Here is a 24,648-nt window from a genome sequence, read left to right as displayed (position 1 = left end):
ATGATTCAAAATCGGCCCTCCTCACACGGGTTGGGCTGCGTGCGTGAGGGGTGATCGAGGTCGCCGTGCTTCAGCCGACCGGTTCCGGTGCGCGGCGGAACGCGGCGATGTGGGCGGCGGCCCAGTCGGCGTAGGCGCGGGGTGGGCGGCCGAGGACGGTTCGCACGTCGTCGGTGCGGACGGCGTTGCGGCCCGCGCGGACGTAGGCCTGTCCGGCGAGTGCGCCGTCGACGTACTCGGCCGACATGCCCGCAGCGAGCATGTGCCCGCGGGCCTGTTCCTCGGGGACGTCGACGACCTCGATCGGGTGACCCAGGATCGCGGCGAGCGCGGCCGCTTGGTCGGCGGCGGTGAGCAGCTCGGGACCGGTGAGGGTATAGGTGTTGCCCGCGTGCGCGGCGGAGTGGAGGGCTTCGACGGCGACAGCGGCGACGTCGCGCGGGTCGACGACGCCCTGCGCTCCGGCTCCCGTGAGGTTGGGCACCGGCTGCCCCGCGCGGATGGGCTCGGACCAGCTGAGGGTGTTGGAGGCGAAGGTGCTCGGCCGCAGGACGGTCCATTCGAGTCCGCTTTCCCTTGCCGCCTGTTCGCCGGGCAGGTGCCAGGTGCCGACACGGCCGAGGTCCGGCTCACCGGTGCCGATCGCCGAGAGCTTCACGATGCGCCGCACGCCCGCCGCGCGGGCCGTGGCGATGAGCGCGCGGTCGGTGTCGGCGTCCTCCGGACCGAGAACGCCGACCAGGAACGCCGCCTCGACGCCCGTCATGGCCGCCGCCATCGAAGCGGCGTCGTTGTAGTCGCCGCGCACCACCTCGACGCCCTCGGGCATCCGTGCCCGCGCCGGGTCGCGCGTCACCGCGCGGACCGGCACCGCACGCGCGGCCAGCCGACGGACGATCTCACTGCCGATGGTGCCCGTGGCACCGGTGACCAGAACGCACACCAGCATCGCTGCGCCCGTGGCTGACCGAACTCGGGCGAATTCCGTTGGTGCGTGAGTTGTCCGAGCCGTTCGCGCACATCCCGCACACCGCGACCACGATCGTGCTGCGCGCGGAGCAGGGTGGGCGGCGGGAGGCGCTGGTGCTCGGGCCGCGGACCAGGGCGACGTACTCCGTGGCGAAAGCGCCGGCGAGTTGCGTGCGGCTGCGGTTGGCTCCCGGCGCCGCCAACCCGATGTTGGGCGTCCCCGCGAGCGAACTCACCGATCGGGTCGTGCGGCTCGCCGATATGCCGGGCCCGGCGGGCGAACTCGCCGACGCGCTTCGCGAACTTCGGCGCCGCGGCCGCGCTCGCCGAGCCGACCGGGCGGTCGATCCCGGCCGTGGCCGCCGACCTCGCCGTCAGCGAACGCCACAAGTTCTTCCGCGGGCACCTGCCCGCCCCGACGCCGTGCCAGGCGCCCGCGTAGGCGTCAGTCGGTGCGGGTCGTGCGGCGGGCCGCCTTCTCGGCCGCCTCGGCGGCGTCCATGGCGTCGGCCTGCTCCAGGGTCGGTGCGCTGCCGCCGAGGCGCGCGGGCACCCAGTAGGCGCCGGGCTCGTGGTCGTAGCCGTTCTGCGCTTCGAGCAGCATCCGCTGCATGGTGGTGCGGAGTTCGGCGGTGAGGTCGGCGGCGGGTTCGTAGGGCTGGATGGGCTCGCCGACGATGATGGAGATGGGAGTGTTGGTGCGGCCCAAGCGTTTCGGGAACCCCTTGGTCCAGACGCGTTGCGCGCCCCAGATGACGATCGGAATGATCGGCACGCCCGACTCGATGGCCATCCGCGCCGCGCCCGACTTGAACTCCTTGATCTCGAAGCTGCGGCTGATGGTGGCCTCGGGGTAGACGCCGACCAGCTCCCCGCGCCGCAGGTAGTCCACCGCGGCCTTGTAGGAGTCGGCGCCCGCCCCGCGGTCGACCGGAATGTGCTTGAGCGCCCGCATGATCGGGCCGGAGATGCTGTTGTCGAAGACTTCCTTCTTCGCCATGAACCGGACGTAGCGCTTGGGTTTGCGCACCGGCAGACCGGCGTAGGTGAAGTCCATGTAGCCGGTGTGGTTGACCGCGATGACGGCACCACCGGTCGGCGGAATATGTTCAGCGCCCTTGACGGTGAACTTCAGACCTTGCACGAAGAAGACGGTCCGGGCCAGCCCGATGATCGTCCGGTAGACGGGTTCCACAATTCCGCTAGCGTAGTCGCAGACTTTCCCATCCGGCAGCTGCGACGCCCGCCGGATCCGGGATCCGCACCGATCGCGCCTAGAAAGAGGATCGTCGAAGTGGAACGCGCCCGACCGCTGCCGTGCGGCGACCGGACCATCAGGAACGCAGCATCGAGCGAGAGTTCCGCGACATCATCCGAGCCGAGACTCCCGATCGCGAACGGCCGCACCGCGCCCGGCGCCCACGCGCCCACGCGCGAACACGTGGTTGGACAGACCGGTACGCCTGACGAACAGGGCCGCCGGAGCACGGCCGCACCGGACAGCGCCGCCCTCGGCACCGACCAACCCGCGGCACCCAGCCGACGCCGAGCCGCCGTTCGCGAACACGTGGCCGGACGGACCTGCGCGCCTGACGAACACGCCCACTCGAGCACGGTGGGCCGACGACCCCGCGGCGCGCGGACGCTCGCCGGTGCGCTGGCACTCGGCGGCGCGCTACTCCTGAGCGCGTGCGATTCCGTCTCGGGCATCCCCGGCGACGACCCCGCGCCCGCGAGAGCGCTGACGACCCCACCCGCCGCGACCCCCTCGGCGGCCCCCACCACCGCGCAAACGAGCACCCTCCCCCCGCCGCCCGCCGACGCCCCCGAGGTCGGCGCGGTGCCCGGCGTCCCGGAGGCGGCGACCGCGCTGCGGCGCTGGGCCGCCGACCTGGAGTCCGCCACCATCGCCGAACTCCAGGAGAAGTGCTGGACCATGGCGCCGGGCAATGTGGCCGACATGTACGAGGACAAGCAGACCATCCTCGCCACCATCGCCCAGCCCGGCACCGCCACGGCGAAGACCGTCACCTGGAAGGGCAGGGCGGTCACCGTCACCGTGGAGCGCGACGCGATCGCCACCGGCTACGCCTGTCCGCGCGTGTTCCCCGCCGGCACGGAGATCGGCCCCAACGACGCCGACGCCCGCCACATGGTGCGCCGCTACCTGGCCCGCTTCGTCGGCGAACCGCTCGACCCGGCCGACAAGGAAGGCGACTACCCGCTGGTCTGCAAGGCCACCCCCGCCGAATGGGACCCGGACGGCACCGGAAGCCCGACCCAGCCGCCGCTGGCGAACAACCCGGGCAAGCTGACCGGCGCGACCGACTTCGCCGGTCAGCAGATCTTCTCGGATCGCCTCGGCTCCGGCTACCTCACCGTGGAGGTGCCGATCACCAACTCCTCCGGCGTCACCAAGATCCGCACGTTCACGCTGGCCGAGGGTGACGAGGGCTACTGCATCGGCGACGTCTCCCCGTAGCGGGCACCGTGAGCGTCGTCATGGGAATGCAGCTATTAACCTGGGTGGCTGGCAACGCCCCTCAGGCGTAGGAGGAACAGCTAGTGCAGATCACCAGCGTCGGACACGCCGGATTCCACATTCGAACCGCGGCGGGATCGGTCCTTTGCGATCCCTGGGTCAACCCCGCGTACTTCGCTTCGTGGGTCCCGTTCCCCGACAACACCCAGCTGGACTGGGACGAGCTGGGCAATTGCGATTTCCTCTACGTCTCGCATCTGCACCGCGATCACTTCGACGCCAAGCACCTGGCCGAGCACGTCAACAAGGACGCGACGGTGCTGCTGCCGGACTACCCCGTGCCGGATCTGCGCCGCGAGCTGGAGAAGCTGGGCTTCCACAAGTTCGTCGAGACCGAGGACTCGGTCAAGCACACGGTGACCGGTCCCGGCGGCGAGCTGGACATCATGATCATCGCGTTGCGCGCGCCCGCCGACGGACCGATCGGCGATTCGGGCCTGGTCGTCTCCGACGGTGAGACGGTCTGCTTCAACATGAACGACGCCCGCCCGGTGGACATGGACGTCCTGCACGACGCGTTCGGCCACGTAGACATCCATCTGCTCCAGTACTCGGGCGCCATCTGGTACCCGATGGTCTACGACATCCCGTCCCGCACCAAGTCCAACTTCGGCAAGCAGAAGCGCCAGCGCGGCATGGACCGGGCGCGCAGCTACATCGAGCAGGTCGGGGCGACCTGGGTGGTGCCGTCGGCGGGTCCGCCGGTGTTCCTCGACCCGGAACTGCGCTACCTCAACGACGACCGCGGCGACGAGGGCAACATCTTCCCGGACCAGATGGTGTTCCTGGAGCAGATGGAGATCCACGGCAACGAGGGCGGGATCCTGATGATCCCCGGCTCGGTCGCCGACGTGCACGGCAAGGAACTGTCGCTCACCCACCCGTTCGACCCGGCCGAGATATACGCCGACAAGGCGGGCTACATCGAGCGAATGGCCGAGCGTCTGGCTCCGGTGATCGAGGCCGAGAAGGCGTCCTGGGCGACCGGCGACGGCTCGCTGCTGGAGCCGCTGAAGAAACTGTTCGAGCCGATCATGGCGCAGAGCGACCTGATCTGCGACGGCATCGGCTACCCCGTCGGCCTGGTGATCGGCGACGAGACCGTGGTGCTCGACTTCCCGAAGCGGGCGGTGCGCGCCCCCATCGAGGGTGAAGGCAAGTACCGCTACGGTTTCCGCATCGCGCCGGAGCTGGTGCGCACGGTGCTGCGCGACGACGAGCCCGACTGGGTGAACACGATCTTCCTGTCCACCCGGTTCCAGGCGTGGCGCATCGGCGGCTACAACGAATTCCTCTACACCTTCTTCAAGTGCCTCACCGACGAGCGCATCGCCTACGCCGACGGCTGGTTCTCCGAGGCGCACGACGATTCGGCCTCGACCGAGCTCGCGGGCTGGGAAGTGCAGCGGCGTTGCCCGCACCTGAAGGCCGACCTGTCGAAGTTCGGTGTGGTGGAGGGGAACACCCTCACCTGCAACCTGCACGGCTGGCAGTGGGATCTGGAGTCGGGCCGGTGCAAGACGTCCAAGGGGCACGAGCTGCGGTCACGCAAGCTCTGAGCCGGGTTTTCAGTGGACCCCGGCCGGTGGTCGTCGACCGGGGTCCGCTGCGAACAACTTCGCTGATCAGCGGATCTCTCGGGTCAGCTTGGACGACCACGGACACCAGAAGCAGCCGGGTAGGAAGGCGCCGCACGCCTCGTCCAGATGGTCCTCGACGTAGTAGATGCTCGAGTCGCACACCTCGATCGCCACAGTGAAGAAGGTGATCGTGTCGGGGTCCAAGTGGAAGCTCCACCCCGGGTTGTAGTCGGCTGTAGTCTTCCTGATCCGGCCCATGACATGGGTCGACATCGTCTCCTGGCCGGACAGGATGCGGCGCGCTTCTTCGATGCGCTGCTCGTTGGTCAGCCGGATGATGAATTCTTTGCCCGAGTAATCGGTGAATGCGAAGTCCGCCATGACATCTCCCTACCGAAGGTGGTTGGTTGGTCCGCGCGGTTCTGCATCGATGCTGTCCGATCGTATCGGTGGACGAGGGCTGCTGTTCGCGAAATTCGATGCGCGACAATTGATTTGGACTTTCGGTCGGTTTCCTCGACGGAAAACGTGCCGGGTGGGTCAGCTCCGGCCGTTGGCGGCGGCGCGCTGGCCGTTGCTTCGAGAGGAAAGCTGAGCGCGGACGGATTTCCTGGCGAGAATCAGCTCGCGGGTCGCGATAGCGCCCCGTGCGACGGGCGCGGCGACCCGTCCGTCGGCGTCGATCAGCACGGCCGACGGTGTACCGCGGACGCGATACCGCAGTGCGGCCTCGTTGCCCTGCTGGACCAGCGAAGGGATGTCGCCGAGGCCCTGTTCGACGCCCCAAGCGGCCTGCTCGACGGCGTCACCGTTCCCGACGACCACCATGGTCAGCGCGGTACGCGCCTGCCAGCGCGGCAGCTCGCGGGCCAGCGCGGCGCACAGCTCGCAGCCGGGATGCACGAAGACCAGCAGCACCGGCCGCCCCGCCGCGAGCAGGTCCGCGAGGTTCGTGCGGTCACCCGCGACGTCGAGCAACTCGAACTCCGGCGCGACCGATCCGACCGGAAGGCCCTCGGCGCCCAGCGTGGACAGCGCCTGCTCGTCCAGCCGTCGGCGCAGCGCTCCGACCTGGCCGACCAGCCACGCGATGGCGCCGCACAGCGCCGCGACGAGCGCCAGCCCGGTCGCGGCATCGGCGGGCAGCCCGGCGGGAACCGACGGATGGGCGAACGCGCCCCACAGCGCCAGCGCCGCGAGCAGCATCAGCGCACCGTTGCGTGCGATGCTGCGCGCGCCGATCGGCATCGCGCTGGCCGCACCGAAGCACGAGCACGCTGGACGTTCCCCGAGCCGCAACAGCCGGACCATCACCGCGGTGAACACCGTCAGCAGCAGCAGCGCGCCGATCGCCGCCGCCGCGGCCGTCCACGGCAGGACGACGCCCGCCGCGAGCACCGCCTCGACGACCGGCAGTCCCGACGCCACGGCGGGCACCCACCGCACCGGCACCCCGAAGTCCCCCACCGCCTGCCGCGTCCCGGCGCGATCGGCCAGCTTTCCCCAGGCCGACAACCCGAACACCGCGGCGAGCGCCAACCGCGTCACCCACACCCCGTATTCGATCAGCATGGGCCGCACCCTCCCACATCAGCGGTTATTCCAAAACGGAATCGCCGGAAGAGTATTCGAGGTGTTGCGGAGAGCAAACGACAAGCGCCGGTCTGCCGCGCTCGAACTCGGCCGGTTTCCGGCCGCTTCTACGTCACGAGTTGCTGTACGCCAGTCGACCGGGCCGCCGCGCGCCGACCCGGCATGCCCGGGAAGTTGGTCAGTTTGTGGACTCGGACTCGGGAGATGTGAAGTCCGCGCCGGGCCGCTGCTTCGCGGCGAGAGCGACCGCCGCGAACGTGAGCAGGCAGCCGAGGATCGACCACGGTGACAGGGGCGGGCCGGTCGGGGTGAGCAGGTCGAGGGCGATGGCGGCGGCGAGTTGGCCCGCGACCGAGGTGAGTCCGAGCAGCAGCACGCCGATCCAGCGGACCGTGAGTGCGGCGAGGGCGATGAAGGCGACGCCGATCGCGCCGCCGAGGTAGAGCCACGGTTCGGTGGGGAATTCGCCGAGGCCGCTGGTTCCGATCAGCAGGGCGGACTCGATGACCAGTAGGGCGAGCAAGCCGACGGCGAAGTTCACCAGGGCGGCCGAGAACGATCCGCCGACCGCGCCGACGCGTCCGTTCACGGCCTGCTGCCAAGCCAGGCCGATGCCCGCCAGCGCGGGCAGCGCGATGAGCAGCGTGGACGGGACCGCGCGCAGCGATTCGGGGAGGGCGAGAGCGCCCGGCGTCGCGCCCGAGCGGTCGGCGACGGCGACGAAGACCGCACCGACGGCGAGCGCCGCACCACCGACCCGCAGCGCGGTGACCGGAGTCGCGCCGCTGGGCGCCAGACCGAGCCGGTCGACGACCAGACTGCTCGACAGCTGCCCGGCGACGACGGCGACGGTGAACGCGGTGACGCCGATCGCCGCCACGGTCAGCCCCTGGCACGCGACGAAGAACGCGCCGAACAACCCACCGAGCAGCTGCCACCAGCGCAACGTCCGATCACCCAACGCCCGCCCCACCGCCCCGAGCCCCGCGCGCAGCCGTGCACTGAGCAGGAACGCGATGGCGAGCAACATCAACCCGGTCCCGAAACTGACCGTGGCCGCGGCGATCCCATCCTGCAATCGAACCCCGAGCGCACCGTTGACCCGCGCCTGCACCGCCACACCCGCCCCGATGCAGAACCCGCACCCCAACCCGAGTCTCGTCCGCCCGCTCATTTCCGCACCGTACCCGCTGGGTGGAGGGCCGCCGCAGGAGCGATGCGCGCCACGTCAACCCGCGCGCAAAGCCTCGCGGTCGGCGGCGAAGCGGTCGTGCCTGGCGTACGTGCGGTCGCCGCCGTTGCGGGCGATCGACCCGCGGACGAGGCGGGTGCGGACGCGGGCGCCGACGTTCTCGTTCAGCCGGGTGGCGCCCGGGATGACGCGGCGCGGGACTTCCAGCGCGCCGTTGAGCACGGCCGTGGCCAGGACGGCGGACTGGAAGAAGCGGCTGTCTGGCAGGCCGAGGAAGTCGGCGTTGGTGCGGCCGAGCACGATTCGGCTGTAAGCGACCATGTACTGGGTGAGCAGGTGGCGGATCGCGCGTTGCGCCGGGGTGCGGTCGCCGATGAACAGTCCGCCCGCCGCGGGGATCAGCGCTTGGGCGAGGCGCTGGGAGTCCTCGTCGGGGATGAACTCGGTGTCGGCCAGGATCCAGAACGAGCGCCAGGTGTCGGTCTCGCAGGTCGGCAGGATCTGCGGGTCGATGCCGAGCAGGAAGCCGACGTAGCGCCACAGCTGGAAGACGGCGTCCTTCTCGCGAGCGGAGAACCGCAGGCCGAGCGCCTGCGCGCCGACCAGGTTCGCCATCGAGAACAGGCCGAGGGTCCCGACGGTGAGCACCTGGTTGACCGGCTGATCCCAGGCCGCGTAATCCCAGTCGGGGCGGCGGTTCATGCCCGAGCGCACCAGCGCGTGCATCAGCCGCACCCGCAGCACGCTCTGGTAGCCGACCCCGTTGCGCTCCAGCGAGCCGGGCGTCGTGACATCGAGCCACCACTGCGTGGTCTCCGCGAGCCTGCGTGGCGCCATCGCGTCCAGATCGCCGGTGCCGACGAGCGTTTTGTCCGCGCGGGACGCGAGATAGCCGCCCATCAGCGCGAACATCCCCATCGCGATCCCGCCCCAGACGCTGGTCCGGCCGACGACCCGCGCCCCGCGCTCGATCTTGGTCCGGTCGAGCCAGTACGGCTCGGCCTCCACCTGCTCGAAGAACGCGCGCAGCTCGCGCGGCGCGTCGGGCACCTCGGCGATGCCGCGCACCACGGCGGTCTCGAACATCCGGCGGCCCTCGCCGACCGGCAGCCGCTGGATCATCGCCACCACGTCGTCCGCGAGGGGGTCGCCGACCTGGGCGAATCGGCGGAAGGAGTCCCGCTGCGTCGCGGTGCAGCGCAGGTCGCCCGGCGCGAGCACCGGCACCGCGTACTTGAACGGGAACTCGGTGAACAGCTTCGGAGTCGGCAGGAACTTCCGGTTGTCATGCGCCATTGCATTGCACCCATCACTTCGAGGTTCGCGCCCGATATCAGCGCGTTCGGACTCGACCGTCCCACAAATTCCCATATCTGGCAATATGCTCTGCCAGATGCGAGCGCCCAGCTCATAGGAACGCGCCGATCACCGCTGTCCCGCCGCGGAGCGCACCACCGGCGGCGGCAACCAAGCGGGGGTCAGCGCGGCGATCGCCAACATGACCAGCCCGAGCAGCGCCAAGGTCGTCGCCATCGAGAGCCGGATCGTCGCCAGCGCGACGAAGCCGAAGATCACCAGCGACACCACCTCAGAGAGCAGACCGGACACCGAGGTGACGGTCGCGCGGGCCGGTCCCTCGATCGCGTCCTGCAATCGGGATTCGGCGACCACCTCGGCGTTGAGCACGACGCCGTAGCCGATGCCGATCGCGGTGAAACCGATGCCGGTCAGCAGGTACACCGCGGCCGGGCGATCGGTGGCCAGTCCCGAGATCAGCGAGCCGCCGATGAACAGCAATCCGCCGACGGCGACGGCCGCGGCGATGGTGCGGGCCGACAGCCGAGCCGTGTGCCCGGCCAGCAGCGAACCGGTGAGCGAGCCGACGACGGTGAGCCCGACCAGCAGCGGAACCACCACGGTCGGCGCGCCCGCGGACTGCGCGAGCAGCGCGAAGTACTCGTCGTAGGCGGTGATGCCGAAGAGCAGCGCGCCGAGCAGCACGCCGTTGCGCACCCGCCGCACCCGGATCGCCTCGCCGACGCCGGTGCGCAGCATGGTCAGGTACCGGGTCAATAAGACGCGCATGGCCGGAGCGAAGGCGGAGGTACGCACACCGATCCGTTCGCCCGCCGCCGGGGCTCGGCCGTCGCCGGGCACGACGGGATGACCGGGCACGACAGCGACGGCATCGGGCGCGTCGTCGGTCAGATCGTCGACCGACGCCGCCTTCGGCGCACTCGGCAGCGACACCGCGACGAGCACGTGCAACGCCGCGATCGCCACGCTGGACCAGCCGACCAGCGCGTATCCGCCCACCGCGTACAACGGCGTCGCGGCCAGGATCGCCACCACCACCGCGGCTTCCGCCGCCGCGCGGGCGTAGCCCATGATGCGCGGGTAGACGGCGGGTTCGTCCCTGGCGACCAGGTCGTCGTAGATCAGCGCCTCGAACGTGCCCGACTCCAGGGCGCTGGACACACCCCACAGCACAAAGCCGATCGCGAAGCCCGGATAGGACGGCGCGACGGTCCACAGCGTGAACGCGCCGAGCACCAGCACGCCGCTGAGGATCAGCAGGCCGCGCCGGGACACCGTGTCGGCCCAGCCGCCCGAGGGCACCTCCAGGACGAACGCGGTGATCGACCACAGTGCGAGCAGCGAGGAGATCTGCGCGGTGTTCAGGCCGTGTTCGGCGAACAGCAGCGCGTAGAGCGCGTAGAGCGGGATGAGATCGCGCGATCCCTTGAACAGCACCGCACGCGCGGTGAGACCACGGACACCGTGATCACGACCACGTCGCGTGGAGGGTGCGCGTGCAGCTCAATAACCGTTGATGATCAAGCGCATGTCCTCCAGCTTCGACGCCGGGCCGCGTCCGCGTCAAGCGATTTTCCGGGGCTCAGCCCAGCGGCAGCCAGCCGTTCGCCGCGGGCATCGGATCGTCGCCGATCTCCCGGTCGGCGAACCCGGAGCCGACCCGGCCCTGCCCCTCGTTCAGGTCGTTGATCAGATCCGACACCGGATGCGAATCGCTGTAGTGGTACCCCTGGGCGAGCGCGAAACCGAGCTCGGTCAGCACCGCGGCCTGGTACTCGGTCTCCACGCCCTCGGCGATGACCTGTAGATCGAGCGCGCTGCTGAGCGCCGCGATCACGCCGAGTAGCGGCGGGGCCGGGGAATCGGAGCGGATGGCCGCCACGAAGGACTGGTCCACCTTGATGATGTCGCTCGGCAGGGTGGCGAGGCGGCTGAGCGAGGAGTAGCCGGTGCCGAAGTCGTCGATGGCGATGCGCACGCCTCGGTCCCGCAGGGTGTGCAGATTCGCGATGGCGGTCTGGGATTCGGCGGCCAGTTCGCTCTCGGTCACCTCGAGCACCAGTTGGTCGGCGGGCCATCCGGTGCTGGCGAGAATGTCGGAAACCCGGTCGGCGTAACCGGTTTCGGCCAGTTCCAGCCCGCTGACGTTGACGTTGAGCGTCAGGTCCAGCTGCGCGAAGGTCTCCTGCAAGCGGGCCGCGTCGGCGCAGGCGCGGCGCAGCACGAGTTCGTCCAGATCGGAGATGAGGTCGTATTCCTCCGCGACCCGGATCAGTCCCTCGGTGGTGACGTCCGGCTGCGCGCTGGACGACCAGCGCAGCAGCGCCTCGACGCCGACCGCCTTGCCGCCGCCCTCGGTCAGGCTGACTATCGGCTGGTAGTGCACGTCCAGCGCGCCGCGGTCGATGGCCTCGCGCAGTTCGACCGCCAGCGGCAGCTGCCTGGAGGACTCCAGCACGGTCCGGTTGCGACCGGCCTGCTTGGCGCGGTAAAGACCGACATCGGCCCGGCTCACCAGCAGCGAGCCGGACTCGCCGGGCTGCCACGACGTGACACCCGCCGAGCAGCCGGTGGTGACGGCCGCCCGCAACTGCTCGGTGAGCAGGATCGCGGCCTGTTCGGTGGTGTTCGGCAACAGCAGCGCGAAGGCGTCGCCGCCGTAGCGCGCCAGCCGCTGTTCCTCGGACAGCAGTTTGGACCAGGTGTCGGCCACGCGCTGCAAGACCGCGTCGCCCGCGCGGTGGCCGAGATGATCGTTGATCTTCTGGAAGCGGTCGAGGTCGACGAGCACCAGCGAAAGGCCCTGCCCGTTGCGGGTGGCCTGCGCGATCGCGGTGTTCAGCGCGCGGTCGAAGCCGCGGCGGTTCAACAGTCCGGTGAGCACGTCGATATCGGCTTCCGAGGCCATCCTGGTCAGGATGCCGACGACGACGCCGACGCCGAATGTCACGCCCGCCGGGATCATGCCCGACCACCAGGGCAGGTCGCGTGCGGGCAGCGCCCACAGACACAGCGCCATGGCGAAGGCGATGTGCGCCATCGCCTGCGGCCACCGGAAGAACAGGGCCGCGTCGCAGGCGATGAAGACGTAGAACGAGGCGAGGCTGATGCCGCCGACCGTGTTCGGGAACGAATGCACCGCGATCGTCACCAGCACGGTCGCGATCGCCACGTAGCCGTGGTGGATGGAATGCGGCAGGCGCGGACCCCACGCGAGCAGCGTCAGACCCAGCGCCAGCGCGATCGCCGCCGCCGTCCCGACCAGTGGCCGATTACCCTCGTCGCCCGGTGCGATGGCCGTGATCACCAGGCCAAGCACACCACCCATGACGTAGAACGCCCCGGTGGTTCGAGCCATGACCATTGCCGTCGCCAGCGCCGATGCCGCCCGCACCCGGGTTCGGGTATCGCCGCGCGCCCCGATTCCTCGCACGGGGAACAGCCTAGACACAAGGCATCTCACTGGTTGCCACATCCCCGGAATCCACCCGTGGCGAACCAGTGGCTATTGCCCGTGGTCAGCCCGCGGGTCGCAGCACGTCGGTGCCGACGAACGGCACCAGCGCCTCGGGCACGCGCACCGAACCGTCGGCCTGCTGGTGGTTCTCCAGCAGCGCGACGATCCAGCGTGTTGTCGCCAGCGTTCCGTTCAAAGTGGCTGCGATCTGCGGCTTTCCGTTCTCGTCGCGGTAGCGGATGGCGAGGCGGCGGGCCTGGAAGGTGGTGCAGTTGGAGGTCGAGGTGAGCTCGCGGTAGGTCTGCTGGCTGGGCACCCAGCCCTCGCAGTCGAACTTGCGCGCGGCCGAACTGCCGAGATCGCCCGCGGCGACATCGATGATGCGGTAAGGCACCTCGATGGCGGCGAGCATCTCGCGCTCCCAGTCGAGCAGGCGCCGGTGCTCGGCCTCGGCCTGGTCCGGCGTGGTGTAGACGAACATCTCGACCTTGTCGAACTGGTGCACCCGGATGATGCCGCGGGTGTCCTTGCCGTAGCTGCCCGCCTCGCGGCGGAAGCACGACGACCAGCCCGCGTACCGCTTGGGGCCGCCGCTCAGGTCGAGGATCTCGCCCGAGTGGTAGCCCGCCAGCGGCACCTCCGAGGTGCCGACCAGGTACAGGTCGTCGTCGGCCAGGTGGTAGACCTCCGCCGAGTGCTGGCCGAGGAAGCCGGTGCCCGCCATGATCTCCGGGCGCACCAGCACCGGCGGGATCATCATGGTGAAGCCGTTGGCGACGGCCTTCTGCGCGGCCAGCTGGAGCAGACCCAGCTGCAACAGCGCGCCGTAACCGGTGAGGAAGTAGAACCGGGCGCCCGACACCTTGGCGCCGCGCTCCATGTCGATCAGGCCGAGCGCCTCGCCGAGTTCCAGATGGTCCTTCGGCTCGAAATCGAATTCGCGCGGCGTGCCGACCGTTTCGAGGACGATGTAGTCGTCCTCGCCGCCCGCGGGCGCGCCGTCCTGCACGACGTTCGAGATCGCGCGATGCGCGGCGTCCAGGTCGGCGTCGGCGGCGTGCTGAGCCACCTCGGCCTCTTTGACCTTCACCGACATCTCCTGCGCCTGCGACAGCAGCGCGGGGCGCTCCTCCTTGGACGCCTTGCCGACCAGCTTGCCCATCGCCTTGTGCTCGGCACGCAGGTTGTCGGCGGTGGCGACCGCGGCGCGGCGCGCGGCGTCCGCCTCCAGGAGGGCGTCGACGAGGGCGGGGTCTTCGCCGCGGGCGCGCTGCGAGGCGCGCACCACGTCGGGGTCTTCCCGCAGGAGTCGGAGGTCGATCATGGGCTATCAGCCTAGTCGGCGGACCGTCGGCACTTCACCCCGATATCGGTCTGCGGGTTCAGCGGGTCCGATCGGCGTAGCTCGGCCTTCCGTCGTGACCGCCGATGGACTCCGGCCGGCGCGCTCCGCCGACCTGTTTGCGCCGATATGTCCAGTTCCTGGCCACTCGGGGCGCTGCGCGCGCATAGTTGGCTTGTGGGCACGACTTTCGACGAGACGACCATCGACAATGCCCTGGCCGACTTGGCCGCGGGCGAGAAGACCTGGGCGGCCACCCCGCTGGGCAAGCGCAGGGAACTGCTCGACGAGATCCACAAACGCACCGGCCGCTTCGCCGGTGACTGGGTGCAGGCCGCTCGCACCGTCAAGGACCTGGACGCGGACTCGCCGCTGGTCGGCGAGGAGTGGATGTCCGGCCCGCTGACGCTCCTGCAGGCCACCGCAGCCCTCTCGGCCACCCTGGCGAAACTGGAGGCCGGGCGCAGCCCGCTGGACGGCGTCCGGCTGACCACCGCGCCCGGCGACCGGGTCGCGGTGCCGATCCTGCCCCTCGACGTCTACGACCGGCTGCTGCTCAGCGGCTTCCGCGGCGAGGTCTGGCTGCGACCGGGGGTGGACGCCGCCACCGCACGCCGCCAGGCCGGGTTGGGTCAGCTCGATCCCGCCGCGACGGGCGGCATCGGCGCGGTGCTCGGCGCGGGAAACATCACCTCGATCCCGCCGCTGGACACCCTCTACGAGCTGTACGCGCACAACCGCGTCGTGGCGCTCAAGCTCAACCCGATCACCGATCCGCTGTTCACGGTGTTCGAGATGATCTTCGCGCCGCTCATCGAGCTCGGCGTGCTGCGGATCCTGGTCGGCGGCGCGGAGGCGGGCGGCTACCTGGTTCGCCATCCCGATGTCGCGCACGTGCACATGACCGGAAGCGCCAACACCCACGACGCGATCGTCTGGGGACGCGGGGCCGAGGGCGAGGCGAACCGGCGGGCGGGCACGCCGCTGCTGGACAAGCCGATCACCAGCGAGCTCGGCGGCGTCTCCCCGACCATCGTCGTCCCCGGCGACTGGTCCGACGCCGACCTGAGCTACCAGGCCCGGCACATCGCGACCCAGCGGCTGCACAACGGCGGCTACAACTGCGTGGCCGCGCAAGCCGTGGTGCTCGCCGCCGACTGGCCGCAGAAGGACCGCTTCTTGGACGAACTGCGCACGGCGCTCGAGCTGGCGCCGCAGCGGACGGCCTACTACCCGGGCAGCGAAACCCGCGTCGCCGACGCGCTCGCCTCCTATCCGACGGCAGAGCGGCTCGGCCAAGGCCGGGTGCTGATCGACGGTCTGCCGTCGGCCGAAACGCCCCTGCTGCGCACCGAGTACTTCTCGCCGGTGCTCGGCGTGGTCGAGTTGCCCGGGCGCGGCGGCGAATTCCTCGAACGCGCGGTCGATTTCGCCAACACCGAGCTGACCGGAACCCTCGGCGCCAACGTGCTCGCCGATCCCAAGACGATCGGCAGGCTCGGCACCGCCTTCGATCGCGCGGTGGAGCGTCTTCGCTACGGGACCGTCGCGGTGAACGCGTGGACCGGCCTCGCCTTCCTGTCACCGCGCGCGAGCTGGGGCGCCTTCCCCGGCCACACCGTCGACGACGTGCAGAGCGGAATCGGCGTGGTGCACAACGCCTTCCTGCTCGACGACGTCGAACGCACCGTGGTGCGCGGACCGTTCCGGCCCGCGCCTCGGTCGCTGCTCGGCGGCGAGCTCGCGCTCTCGCCCAAACCGCCGTGGTTCGTCGACAACAGCACCGCCGCCACGACCGGCCGCAAGCTCACCGAGTTCTACGCCGACCGAAATCCGGCGCGGCTGCCCGGATTGTTCCTTTCCGCGTTCCGCGGCTAGGCCCTGTCTCGCAGTCCGGCCGGATCATCCGCGGATGCGCCGGACGAAACTCGAGACAGAACCTAGACGCGCGGATTCGGCCAGGTCGTGGCACCGGAGGGCAGACGCTGCCATGATGGACCGCGATGTCCTCCGATGATGTGTCCCAGACTCCGCAGCCCGAGAAGTCGCCGGCGGGTGCATCGGCGCGCTCGGGTTCGTTCCCTCGATCCCTGACGTCCGCGCGCCAAGCGCTGACCGACGGCGGCGGACTGCACCTGTCCGCGCCGACGCTGCGCTGGGGTCTGCTCGCCGTCGCGGCGGGCGCCGTCACCGCGGCTTTGGTCACGCTCTTCGTGACCGGCTTCGACAACGAGGCAGGCCTGGAAGCGCACAACCCGGGCGCGCCCGCGCACACCGTGCTGGACAAGGAGTTCGGCACCGCGTCCAAGGGCGACTGCCTGAGCTGGACCAAACCCGACCGCAGCGACCTGGTGAAGGTGTCCTGCGGCAGCAGGCACCTGTTCGAGGTCGCCGCCGACATCGACATGAGCAGGTACCCGGGCGTCGAATTCGGGCCCGGCTCGCGCTTCCCGGACTCGTTGCGACTCACCGAGCTCAAGGAAGAGCACTGCGTGCCCTCGGTGCAGCAGTACATGAACGGGAAGTTCGACCCGCGCGGTCGCTATGTCGTCGGCCTGATGTATCCGAGTCCGGAGGGCTGGAAGAACGGCGACCGCACCCTGCGCTGCGGTCTTCAGTTCTCCGGCAGCACCGGAACGCCGCTGCCCTCGCAGGGCAGCGCGGTGGAACACGACCAGTCCAGAGTCTTCCAGGCGGGCACCTGTCTCGGCATCAACCAGAATCTGCCGACCGATCCGGTGGACTGCGCGCAGGCGCACGCGGTGGAGATCATCGCGACCGTCGATCTCGGCGCGCATTTCACCGGCGGTCCGCCCGCCAAGGAGGAGCAGGACAAGTACGTCGAGGAGCAGTGCGCCAACGCGGCCACCGACTACCTCGGCTCCCCCGAGGCGATCCGCGACAAGACGCTGACGCTGTTCTTCGACTACGTCGACGCGCGCAGTTGGCTCGCGGGCAGCCGTAAGCTGGACTGCATGATCGGCAAGGGCACCGACCGTGAGGGTTTCGCGCCCATCACCGGTACGGCCAAGGGTGAGATCCTGATCAACGGCCAAGCCCCTGTGCCGCCGCCGAATTCGGGTCGCTCCACCCCCGCGCCGCTGCCCGGCGCCGCTCCGCTGCCGCCGCAACCGCGGCCGCGGTAGGGCGCGTGTACCCATGGCGGTCTTCATGTCCGAAGACCGGTTCGAGGAACTGGTCTCCGACGCACTCGATTTGATTCCGGCCGAGCTCGCGCGCGCCATCGACAATGTCGTCGTGCTGATCGAACCTCGCAATATGGAAGACCCGCATTTGCTCGGGCTCTATCACGGAATCGCGTTGACCGAGCGGGACAGTCAATACGGCGGCTCCCTTCCCGACACCGTGACCATCTATCGCGACGCGATTCTGGAGATCTGCGCCGACGACGAGGAGGTCGTCGAAGAGGTCGCTGTCACTGTGATCCACGAGATCGCACACTATTTCGGCATTGACGAAGACCGGTTGCATCAGCTGGGATGGGGCTAGTCTTTACCAAGTCGTCTGTGCGAGCCGCGTTCATCCGGACGGACACGGTGCGCAGGGGAGCGCGGACGGCTGGCAAGATCGCAAAGAAGTAGGGGATTCGATGGAACCGATCGCGTGGCTGTCGCGTCCTATCACTCGTAGGGGGAATTCTCGTGGTTCCGCCCCATAGCCGCCACTAGAAGGAGTCGAGTAATGGTTGGCCACGTTTCGATCTCGCCCGAGATCATCCTCGCCGCCGCTGCCGAGCTGGACTTGCTGGCCGAACGACTGGCTGCCGCCGCGGCGGTGACCGCCCCGGCGACGCATGTCCTGCCGTCCGGCGCGGACGAGGTGTCGCTGCTCGCCGCACACCACTTCAACAAGGCCGCCGCGACGCACGACGGCTCCGTCGCCCAGGGCATTCTCGAGCTGCACCATGCCGCCGCCGTCCTGCGCATGCAGCTCGCCACCCACGTCGCCGAGGACGTCGTCAAGGCGGGCGTGATGCACGGCGTCGCGGGCACCATCGGCGCCTGATCGCGGACATCGAGACACAAGGGGAGAAACAAGCATGACCGCAGGTATCACCGGGGTGTTCTGGCTGCCCCGCATGGCCGAAGTGAACTCCGCGCTGCTCCATTCGGGCGCGCACGCCGTACCGATCTCGGCCGCCGCCACCGCGTGGGGCGGGCTCACCGCGGCCTGGGTCGACGCGACCGCGACCGTCACCCGCGTGATGGCCGAGCTCGGCGTCGGCATGCAGGGTGTCAACGGCATCGCGGCGCTGTCCCGGCTGGTCGGATTCACCGGCTGGGCGGAGCAGCAGGGCGTGATGGCCGCCTCGATGGGAGCCAAGGCCGCGGCGAACGCCACCGCCTACACCGTCGCCGCGCTGACCATGCCGAGTCCGCCGGAGATCGTCGCCACCAACACCGCCGTCTTCGTCTCCGCGAACCCCGCGGGCGCGGTGTCGGGCGCGTGGGAGGCGGCGGAACTCGCCAAGCACGCGATGGACATCCGCGCCGCGCTGGTCATGGAGACCTACGAGGCCGCGACCACCGCGACCGTCACCACCCCCGGCGAGTTCTACAACCCGCCGCCGATCGCCAACGGCGCGGGCGCCGCGGATCCCGGCTCGGCCGAGGCCACCTTCCAGGGTGACCCGGTGCAGTCGGCCATCGCGACCGCCGTCTCGGTGGTGAACAACCCGGCCGTCGCCAGCGTCGCGACCCAGGTGGCCAACGTGGCGGGCACCGTCGCCACCGGTGGCGTGAGCACCGTCGGCAACCTCGGCGCCAACGCGATCGCGGCCGTCACCAGCGTGGGCGCGCCGAGCGTCGCGCCAGCCGCGCCGATGACGATGATGGCGGGCGGCATGGCGGGCGCCGCGGCGACCGCAGCCTCGACCCGCTCGGCGACCTTCGGACCGAGCGTCAACCTGAACAACGGCTCGCTGAAGCTGCCGGACGGCTGGGGTTCGGGTCTGCCGACCAACGCGCCCGCCGCGGCTCCGGTGGCCGAGGTCGTCGCCCGGGTCGATGCCGCGCCGGTCCGTCCGGCCGCCACCAACCCCGCGGGCAGCCCGCTGCTCGGGAACACGCGCGGCGCCGAGGACGACGAGTCGGTGCACAAGAGCGCGGACTACCTGCGCGGCGATCACTTCACCGACGGTCGTTTCTCCGCCGATGGCGTGATCGGCGCCGACCCTGCCGGGACGGCTAAGTGACGATTCTGGGTGCGGGCCGCGGCCCGTCGATGCTCGGGGGCGTCACGTTGTCGCTCGACGAAATGCAGTTTCTCCTGGAGAAACTGGAGTTCGACGAGCTTCCCGTCGTGCTGCAAGCGATGGGTCGCTACGACAACCAGACCGACCACGACGCCGCGATGGACGTGGCCGCCCAGTCGCTCACCGAGCGGGACTTCCTGATCGACGGCATCGTCCACCGGGAGCTCGAGGACCGGTTGCGGACGCTGTACCGGCCGCACTGGGTGCTCGCGCTGCGGTGGAACGTCGAGGGACAGGTCAGCCGGTTGTGTCTCGCGAAGGGTGACGACCTGGTGGTCGTCGCCCTCCGCGGGCCGGAGTCCTACGTCATCGACGAGGTGGAAGAGGATCTGCCGGGACCGATCGTCGCGGCGCTCGGTCCGGCCGAGCCGCTCGAGCTGGAAAGCATGAACGTCGAGACCGAGTTGCTCGCCCCGATATTCAACGAGACCGGCGACGCCGCGGCGACGGCCAACCGGTTGGCGAAGGTGTGCAACCCGAATCGCGACGCGCAGACGCTGGCCTCGGCGCTGGTCGAAATCCATTCGCACGCACAGATTTCCGGCGTGGCGTACGGCGACGGGACCCGGGACATCTCGGACAATCACATCGCGATCTTCAATACGCGCAACGGGCGGTTCCTGATCACGGCCAGTGTTGCCGACGACGGGACGAAGTGGTCGTCGATCAGTTCGGGTACGACGGCGCGGCTGCGGACGGCGTTGCTGGATCTGATGAATACGCTGCCGGAGCGGGAGGATTTTCCGCGGGGAGTGGCGAAGTAGTTCGGGGCTCAGCGAGGTTCGGCGGTTCGGGGGGGTCGAAGGCTCGAGGGTTCGGGTTCTGGCGGACTTGGTCCGTCAGCGGCCCGCGCATGGCGGCGAACTCAGGTTCTCAGCCCATCGGGTCGTCGGCGGTGGGTGAGACCTCGTAGCCGAAGGGTGGGACGAAGCGGCCCCAGCGGATGCAGTCCCAGCCGCCGTCGGGGCGTGGGACCAGTTCGATGGTTTCGGTGTTGTCGAGGTGGTTGTTCGTGGTGAACGGCGGCGCCACTCCGCTGAGGGTGCGCGCGACCAATCGCATCGCCGCGCCGTGATTGACCAGCAGCACGTCGCCGCCGCCCGCCTCGGGCAGCAGGAAGGACGTGCGCAGGGTTTCGATGACCGGGAGGAATCGCGCCAGGACGTCCTCGCCGTTTTCGCCGCCGGGGACTCGCTCGGTCAGGTCGCCCTCGTGCCAGGCGCGGTAGATGCGCTGGAAGGTCCGGTGCGCATGGGGGTCGTTCAGCCCTTCCAGTTCGCCGACTTGGACCTCGTGCACGTCGTCGAGGACGTCGGCCGCGACGCCGGTCGCCGCTTCGATGTAGCTCGCGGTCTGCCTGGCGCGTAGGGCGGCCGAGGAGAGCAGCGCGCGTGGGGGCGCGATCAGGTTCGAACCGAACGTCTTCGCTTGGGCCGCACCGCGTTCGGTCAATGGCAGTCCGGGCACCCTGGTGTCGAGAATCTTGGCGACGTTGCCTTCGGTCTCCCCGTGCCGGACCAGGATCAGCTTGCCCGCGATCTCGTTCATAAGTCCGCCACCCCCTTTCGTAACTGAGTCAGCCACTCCGCGGCCGCCTCGTCGGACGGCGGCGGCGTCCCGGTCGCCGAAGTCGCGGGCCAGGAACCGAGGAAACGGATCCGGGCCGTGCGGTGCAGCGCCTTGAGCGCCTCGGCCACCGCAGTGTCATCGATATGCCCGACGCAGTCGAGATAGAACCGGTAGGTACCCATACCCGTTCGGGTGGGCCGGGATTCGATCCTGGTCAGGTCGATGCCGCGCGTCGCGAACTCGGCGAACGCGCGCATCAGCGAGCCGGGCTCGTTCGCCAGCTCCAACACGATCGAGGTGCGGTCGGCGCCGGTCGCCGCCGGGGCCACACGCGGCCGGGTCACCAGCACGAAGCGGGTGATCGCCTGTTCGTGATCGGCCACACCGGAAGCCAGTGCGGTCAGCCCGATCCGCTCCCCCGCCAGCGCGGTGGAGACGGCCGCGTCGGCGCGCCCTTCCGCGACGTCCTCGGCGGCGGCGGCATTCGAGGCCGAGGTGTAGATCTCCGCGTCGGCCAAGCGCCGCGCGATCCACATCCGCACCTGCGCGGCGGCCACCGGGTACGCGGCCAGCGTGCGCACGTCGGCCAGCTCGGTGCCCGGCCGCGCCAGGATGGTGAAGCTGACCTCCAGCTCGGTCTCCGCGACGATCTGCAACCGCGGCCCGATGGCCAGCGAATCCAGCGTCGCCGAGATCGACCCCTCCACGGAACTTTCGATCGGAACGACCGCGCCGTCGACATCACCGGACCGGATCAGATCCAGCGCCGCGCCCTGACTGGGCGCGGCGACCCGCTCGACGGGTCCGTCGAAGACCGCCGAGGACTCGAGCTTGGCGAGGGCCATCTCGGTGAAGGTTCCGGACGGTCCGAAATACGCGATGCGCGGCACGCCTACGACATTACAAGCGGTGAGGAGACAGCAAACCGGTTCGTGGGGGTGCGTCCTTCGCTGGGGGTGCCGGTCAGCGGTCCTGAATCTAGTGCGCGTCAGGTCCCGGTGCTTGATCGGGCGTTCGTCGTCGAGTTGGTGTGCGTGTGTGTCGAGGGACGTTGTTCCTCGGGTTCACCTGCGCATTCACGAGCTCCTACCCAGGTTCTCCTCGAACGGTGCTGGGCACGTCGGGTGCCGTACCCGACTTACCTCCCGCCGTCATTGGACGTAGGCGCGTCTCCCGGCGTGGTCATCTGGCTGTGGTCGCGTTCTTCGGGGTGAGTAGCTGGTGATTTCCGGAAGGAGGTGAGAGAAAGCAGTCAGCTTCGAACAAGGCAGCGCGCCCTTCCGAAGCCGCCCACTTCGGAAACCGTCAGCTCACCAGACCGCCACACCCCCGAAGCGGACAACAACTCAGGGCGCAAGCACATCCAACGCAGCGCGAACCCGATCCGACGCACCGGTCTCCACAGCAAGCAGAACCCCCCGAACCGCCTCGACCGCCGGCGGTTTCAACCCCGTCAAAAAGCCGATGTCCGGCCGAACCAGCGCATCCCGAATGTCCTCACCGCACAACGCCGCAGCGGTCGCGGCAACGATGGCGACCGCGCGCTCACCATCGTCGGTGCGCGCGACGAATCCGGTATCGGAGTGCGCGATGGCGGCGAGGAAGTCGGCGATCTCGGAGTCGGGAGCGGCGGCGTCCAAAGCCGGGACCTCGGGAACCGAGCCGACGGGGCGGACGAGCCCGTCGACCAGGCTGCGCCGGGCCGGGGTGGACAGCGTGACCAGCACCGGTTCGTTCGCGCCGTGGCCTGCCGTTGGTGTCGCATCTCCCACGAGATCACCGTAGCGGGCCCAGATTCTGGAATCAGCCGGAAGGTAACGCTTGCAGATCGAGGGCGGCTCACTTAGCTTAGGTTTACCTAATTGACGCCGCCGCCATCACCACGGAGGTCCGCATGCCGAATCCGACCGTCGCGCCTAGCACCGCCGAGCGGGTGCGCAGCGCGTGCGCCCACGCGGAGCAGGCGGTTCTCGCGCTGCCGGGCATCGACCCGACCCCGACGTCGGTGCATCACCTGCGCCAGTGCGGGGATGTGGTTGTGGCGGTGCCGAACGGCTCGCTCGCCGCGGTGCTGATCGGTAACTCCGGGCCCGGTGGCGCGGCGGCGGTGCTCGAACTCACCGATCACGCGCCGCTGCCGCTGCGCGAGCCGGTCCGCGCCTTGGTGTGGTTGCGCGGAACCGTGCGCTCCGTGCCGGTGCAGGCCCAGCGCGCGTTGGCGGGCGAGGTCGCCAAGGACAACCCGGACCCCGCGCTGCTGGACGTCGGGCACACCTCGACGCTGCTGCGCCTGGTGATCAACAGCGCCGTCATGGCCGACTCCACCGGCGCCGAAGCGGTCTGCGTCGAGGAACTGCGGCTCGCCCAGCCGGACCCGTTCTGCACGATGGAGTCGGCCTGGTTGCAGCACATGGACGCCGACCACGCCGACGTCATCGCCCAGCTCGCCCGCCACCTGCCGCCGCGCCTGCAGACCGGCACCGTGCACCCGCTCGCCATCGACCGCTACGGCGTCACCCTGCGCGTCGAAGGTCACGACGGCGACCACGACTTCCGCCTTCCGTTCAGCGCCCCGGCCAACGACATCGAATCCCTGAGCCGCGCCGTCCGCACCCTGGCGGGTTGCCCCTTCCTCAACGGCCTCCGCCGCATATGACCGCGGCCGTGGATCGGTCGCCTCCGCCGGAGCTGGCAGAAGCGACCGCGACTCGGCCGATCGACCCCCATCGGAAGTGGGCGCCTGCGTGGTGGCCTCGTCGAAAACGGGTGACGAGCGCCCGGACGCGGACCCGTCGCTAGATTCGACGCATGCGCGCTGAGTCGGATGCCCCTGGCGAATCCGAGTTGACGGACCGGGAGCGTCTCGGGATTCGGATCGAGATCGCGATCGTGCTGACCGTCACCTTCGGGTTGAGCGGGGTCAGCGCGGCGCTTTCGCTGGTGGACAGTGCGCTGGGGCCGGGAGGCGTCGGTGGGCGGACGGTCGCGCTGAACGCCTCGCGCTCCGACCATTCGCTGATCGATCTGCTGTTCCAGGTGCTCGGGGTGCTGCGGCTGGCCGGGTGGGCGGCGCTGGGTCTGTACCTGTTGTGGCGCAGCGGGATCGGGCCGCGGTTGATCGGACTCGCGCGGTTCCGTCCGAAGGCGGACGGGGTGCCCGGACTCGTACTGGCCGCGATCATCGGGTTGCCGGGGCTCGGGCTGTATCTGGTCGCGCACGCGATGGGGTTCAGCGTGACGATCGTGCCGAGTTCGCTGGACGAGCACTGGTGGCGGCTGCCCGTGCTGATCCTGTCCGCCTGCGCGAATTCGTTCGCCGAGGAGATCCTGGTGGTCGCGTACCTCATCACTCGGCTGCGCAGACTCGGCTGGACGGAGAATTCCGCGCTGGCCGCCTCGGCGCTGCTACGTGGCAGCTATCACCTCTACCAGGGGCTCGGCGGCGGTCTGGGCAACCTCGTGATGGGCTTGATCTTCGGCCGCTACTGGCAACGCACCAACCGGCTGTGGCCGCTGATCCTGGCGCACGCGACCATCGACGCGGTCGCCTACATCGGCTACACGGCGCTGCGCGGACACGTTTCCTGGCTGCCGTAACGGAAACCCCCGGCCGGGTGATTATCGAAGAAACCAGTGCCGCCCCCGATCAGTAGAGTCAGTGTGATGAACGGCGACGACCCCCGCAACGCGCGGACGCGCCGGGTGCCGCCGCCGCAGGGCCGACCCGGCGTGCCGCAACCACCCCAGCAAGGCGCCGCCGCCCCGCCACCGCCCCGAGGCGCCGTCCCGCCTTCGGAACGCGGCCGGGCCAA

Annotated in this window: 22 protein-coding genes and 1 pseudogene; 11 read left to right on the top strand and 12 right to left on the bottom strand. The window is 69.8% G+C overall.

All coding sequences use genetic code 11. The features are described 5' to 3' along the window. Positions 1–70: 70 nt before the first annotated feature. A complete protein-coding gene (locus tag AB0H49_RS29890; RefSeq protein ID WP_354998190.1) occupies positions 71–949 on the bottom strand; it encodes an NAD(P)H-binding protein in 879 nt (292 codons plus the stop codon). A gap of 41 nt (positions 950–990) precedes the next feature. Here AB0H49_RS29890 and AB0H49_RS29885 point away from each other — a divergent pair. Next, positions 991–1,206 (top strand): annotated as a pseudogene (locus AB0H49_RS29885) (hypothetical protein); the annotation flags it as partial. 208 nt (positions 1,207–1,414) lie between these two features. On the opposite strand, the gene AB0H49_RS29880 reads toward AB0H49_RS29885, so the two are convergent. Next, positions 1,415–2,164 (bottom strand): lysophospholipid acyltransferase family protein, encoded by a 750-nt coding sequence (locus AB0H49_RS29880; protein WP_354998192.1) that lies wholly within the window; start codon positions 2,162–2,164, stop codon positions 1,415–1,417. Between the two features lie 420 nt (positions 2,165–2,584). Between AB0H49_RS29880 and AB0H49_RS29875 the strand changes: the two genes are divergently transcribed. Together AB0H49_RS29875 and AB0H49_RS29870 are read left to right on the top strand one after the other, a co-directional pair. Next, positions 2,585–3,451: a hypothetical protein gene (locus tag AB0H49_RS29875; RefSeq protein ID WP_357256168.1), complete on the top strand. Its 867-nt coding sequence runs from the start codon at positions 2,585–2,587 to the stop codon at positions 3,449–3,451. A gap of 83 nt (positions 3,452–3,534) precedes the next feature. Next, the gene (locus tag AB0H49_RS29870) at positions 3,535–5,070 is read left to right on the top strand and encodes a Rieske 2Fe-2S domain-containing protein (RefSeq protein WP_354998194.1); all 1,536 of its coding nucleotides are present in this window, start codon (positions 3,535–3,537) and stop codon (positions 5,068–5,070) included. A 66-nt stretch (positions 5,071–5,136) separates the two neighbouring features. Here AB0H49_RS29870 and AB0H49_RS29865 read toward each other — a convergent pair whose 3' ends face one another. The 7 genes from AB0H49_RS29865 to serS form a co-directional block, all read right to left on the bottom strand. Further along, positions 5,137–5,472, bottom strand: coding sequence for a calmodulin (locus tag AB0H49_RS29865; protein WP_354998195.1), 336 nt, complete (start codon positions 5,470–5,472; stop codon positions 5,137–5,139). 159 nt (positions 5,473–5,631) lie between these two features. Further along, on the bottom strand, positions 5,632–6,663 hold the full coding sequence (locus AB0H49_RS29860) for a MauE/DoxX family redox-associated membrane protein (RefSeq protein WP_357256166.1): 1,032 nt from the start codon (positions 6,661–6,663) through the stop codon (positions 5,632–5,634). A 199-nt stretch (positions 6,664–6,862) separates the two neighbouring features. Next, the gene (locus tag AB0H49_RS29855; RefSeq protein ID WP_357256165.1) at positions 6,863–7,858 is read right to left on the bottom strand and encodes a DMT family transporter; all 996 of its coding nucleotides are present in this window, start codon (positions 7,856–7,858) and stop codon (positions 6,863–6,865) included. 54 nt (positions 7,859–7,912) lie between these two features. Beyond that, positions 7,913–9,172, bottom strand: coding sequence for an oxygenase MpaB family protein (locus AB0H49_RS29850; RefSeq protein WP_357256163.1), 1,260 nt, complete (start codon positions 9,170–9,172; stop codon positions 7,913–7,915). Between the two features lie 129 nt (positions 9,173–9,301). Further along, positions 9,302–10,630 carry an MFS transporter gene (locus AB0H49_RS29845; RefSeq protein ID WP_357256161.1) on the bottom strand — a complete coding sequence of 443 codons (1,329 nt, stop codon included), beginning with the start codon at positions 10,628–10,630 and terminating at the stop codon, positions 9,302–9,304. Between the two features lie 145 nt (positions 10,631–10,775). After that, positions 10,776–12,626, bottom strand: coding sequence for a bifunctional diguanylate cyclase/phosphodiesterase (locus tag AB0H49_RS29840; RefSeq protein ID WP_357256159.1), 1,851 nt, complete (start codon positions 12,624–12,626; stop codon positions 10,776–10,778). 85 nt (positions 12,627–12,711) lie between these two features. After that, positions 12,712–13,974: a serine--tRNA ligase gene (serS, locus tag AB0H49_RS29835; protein WP_354998201.1), complete on the bottom strand. Its 1,263-nt coding sequence runs from the start codon at positions 13,972–13,974 to the stop codon at positions 12,712–12,714. A 195-nt stretch (positions 13,975–14,169) separates the two neighbouring features. Here serS and AB0H49_RS29830 point away from each other — a divergent pair, with 195 nt between their 5' ends. From AB0H49_RS29830 to AB0H49_RS29805, 6 genes are all read left to right on the top strand, one after another. Beyond that, on the top strand, positions 14,170–15,870 hold the full coding sequence (locus AB0H49_RS29830; protein ID WP_357256157.1) for an aldehyde dehydrogenase family protein: 1,701 nt from the start codon (positions 14,170–14,172) through the stop codon (positions 15,868–15,870). A gap of 125 nt (positions 15,871–15,995) precedes the next feature. Beyond that, the gene (locus AB0H49_RS29825; RefSeq protein ID WP_354998203.1) at positions 15,996–17,138 is read left to right on the top strand and encodes a septum formation family protein; all 1,143 of its coding nucleotides are present in this window, start codon (positions 15,996–15,998) and stop codon (positions 17,136–17,138) included. A 13-nt stretch (positions 17,139–17,151) separates the two neighbouring features. After that, positions 17,152–17,502, top strand: coding sequence for a metallopeptidase family protein (locus tag AB0H49_RS29820; RefSeq protein ID WP_354998204.1), 351 nt, complete (start codon positions 17,152–17,154; stop codon positions 17,500–17,502). A 192-nt stretch (positions 17,503–17,694) separates the two neighbouring features. Then, complete coding sequence (locus AB0H49_RS29815; RefSeq protein WP_141807961.1) at positions 17,695–18,018, top strand: PE domain-containing protein; 324 nt, start codon at positions 17,695–17,697, stop codon at positions 18,016–18,018. 34 nt (positions 18,019–18,052) lie between these two features. Further along, the gene (locus tag AB0H49_RS29810; RefSeq protein WP_354998205.1) at positions 18,053–19,207 is read left to right on the top strand and encodes a PPE domain-containing protein; all 1,155 of its coding nucleotides are present in this window, start codon (positions 18,053–18,055) and stop codon (positions 19,205–19,207) included. Next, positions 19,204–20,031 (top strand): ESX secretion-associated protein EspG, encoded by an 828-nt coding sequence (locus AB0H49_RS29805; protein WP_354998206.1) that lies wholly within the window; start codon positions 19,204–19,206, stop codon positions 20,029–20,031. Before AB0H49_RS29810 ends, AB0H49_RS29805 begins: the two co-directional genes overlap by 4 nt. A 109-nt stretch (positions 20,032–20,140) precedes the next feature. Here the strand turns inward: AB0H49_RS29805 and AB0H49_RS29800 are convergent, their stop codons facing one another. The 3 genes from AB0H49_RS29800 to AB0H49_RS29790 form a co-directional block, all read right to left on the bottom strand. Further along, on the bottom strand, positions 20,141–20,806 hold the full coding sequence (locus tag AB0H49_RS29800; RefSeq protein ID WP_354998993.1) for a histidine phosphatase family protein: 666 nt from the start codon (positions 20,804–20,806) through the stop codon (positions 20,141–20,143). A 5-nt stretch (positions 20,807–20,811) separates the two neighbouring features. Further along, positions 20,812–21,726 (bottom strand): prephenate dehydratase, encoded by a 915-nt coding sequence (gene pheA / locus AB0H49_RS29795; RefSeq protein ID WP_357256153.1) that lies wholly within the window; start codon positions 21,724–21,726, stop codon positions 20,812–20,814. 456 nt (positions 21,727–22,182) lie between these two features. Next, positions 22,183–22,608, bottom strand: a complete 426-nt coding sequence (locus AB0H49_RS29790; protein WP_357256151.1) for a hypothetical protein — start codon at positions 22,606–22,608, stop codon at positions 22,183–22,185. A gap of 122 nt (positions 22,609–22,730) precedes the next feature. On the opposite strand from AB0H49_RS29790, the gene AB0H49_RS29785 reads away from it, so the two are divergent. Both AB0H49_RS29785 and AB0H49_RS29780 read left to right on the top strand, forming a co-directional pair. After that, entirely contained in the window at positions 22,731–23,492 is a 762-nt protein-coding gene (locus AB0H49_RS29785; protein ID WP_354998209.1) for a DUF2470 domain-containing protein, read from the top strand. A gap of 152 nt (positions 23,493–23,644) precedes the next feature. Next, positions 23,645–24,433, top strand: coding sequence for a CPBP family intramembrane glutamic endopeptidase (locus AB0H49_RS29780; protein WP_354998210.1), 789 nt, complete (start codon positions 23,645–23,647; stop codon positions 24,431–24,433). The last annotated feature ends 215 nt before the right edge of the window (positions 24,434–24,648 follow it).

Source organism: Nocardia sp. NPDC050713 (genome assembly GCF_040654315.1).
Taxonomy (GTDB): Bacteria; Actinomycetota; Actinomycetes; order Mycobacteriales; family Mycobacteriaceae; genus Nocardia.
Note: the sequence above shows the minus strand (reverse complement) of the source record. Positions and strands in the feature narration are given on the sequence as shown.

Excerpts from the sequence above, each read along its gene's own strand:
- AB0H49_RS29890 (WP_354998190.1), bottom strand. The coding sequence starts at position 949 with ATGCTGGTGTGCGTTCTGGTCACCGGTGCCACGGGCACCATCGGCAGT.
- AB0H49_RS29865 (WP_354998195.1), bottom strand. The coding sequence starts at position 5,472 with ATGGCGGACTTCGCATTCACCGATTACTCGGGCAAAGAATTCATCATC.
- AB0H49_RS29860 (WP_357256166.1), bottom strand. The coding sequence starts at position 6,663 with ATGCTGATCGAATACGGGGTGTGGGTGACGCGGTTGGCGCTCGCCGCG.
- AB0H49_RS29855 (WP_357256165.1), bottom strand. The coding sequence starts at position 7,858 with ATGAGCGGGCGGACGAGACTCGGGTTGGGGTGCGGGTTCTGCATCGGG.
- AB0H49_RS29850 (WP_357256163.1), bottom strand. The coding sequence starts at position 9,172 with ATGGCGCATGACAACCGGAAGTTCCTGCCGACTCCGAAGCTGTTCACC.
- serS (WP_354998201.1), bottom strand. The coding sequence starts at position 13,974 with ATGATCGACCTCCGACTCCTGCGGGAAGACCCCGACGTGGTGCGCGCC.
- AB0H49_RS29825 (WP_354998203.1), top strand. The coding sequence starts at position 15,996 with ATGTCCTCCGATGATGTGTCCCAGACTCCGCAGCCCGAGAAGTCGCCG.
- AB0H49_RS29820 (WP_354998204.1), top strand. The coding sequence starts at position 17,152 with ATGGCGGTCTTCATGTCCGAAGACCGGTTCGAGGAACTGGTCTCCGAC.
- AB0H49_RS29815 (WP_141807961.1), top strand. The coding sequence starts at position 17,695 with ATGGTTGGCCACGTTTCGATCTCGCCCGAGATCATCCTCGCCGCCGCT.
- AB0H49_RS29810 (WP_354998205.1), top strand. The coding sequence starts at position 18,053 with ATGACCGCAGGTATCACCGGGGTGTTCTGGCTGCCCCGCATGGCCGAA.
- AB0H49_RS29785 (WP_354998209.1), top strand. The coding sequence starts at position 22,731 with ATGCCGAATCCGACCGTCGCGCCTAGCACCGCCGAGCGGGTGCGCAGC.
- AB0H49_RS29780 (WP_354998210.1), top strand. The coding sequence starts at position 23,645 with ATGCGCGCTGAGTCGGATGCCCCTGGCGAATCCGAGTTGACGGACCGG.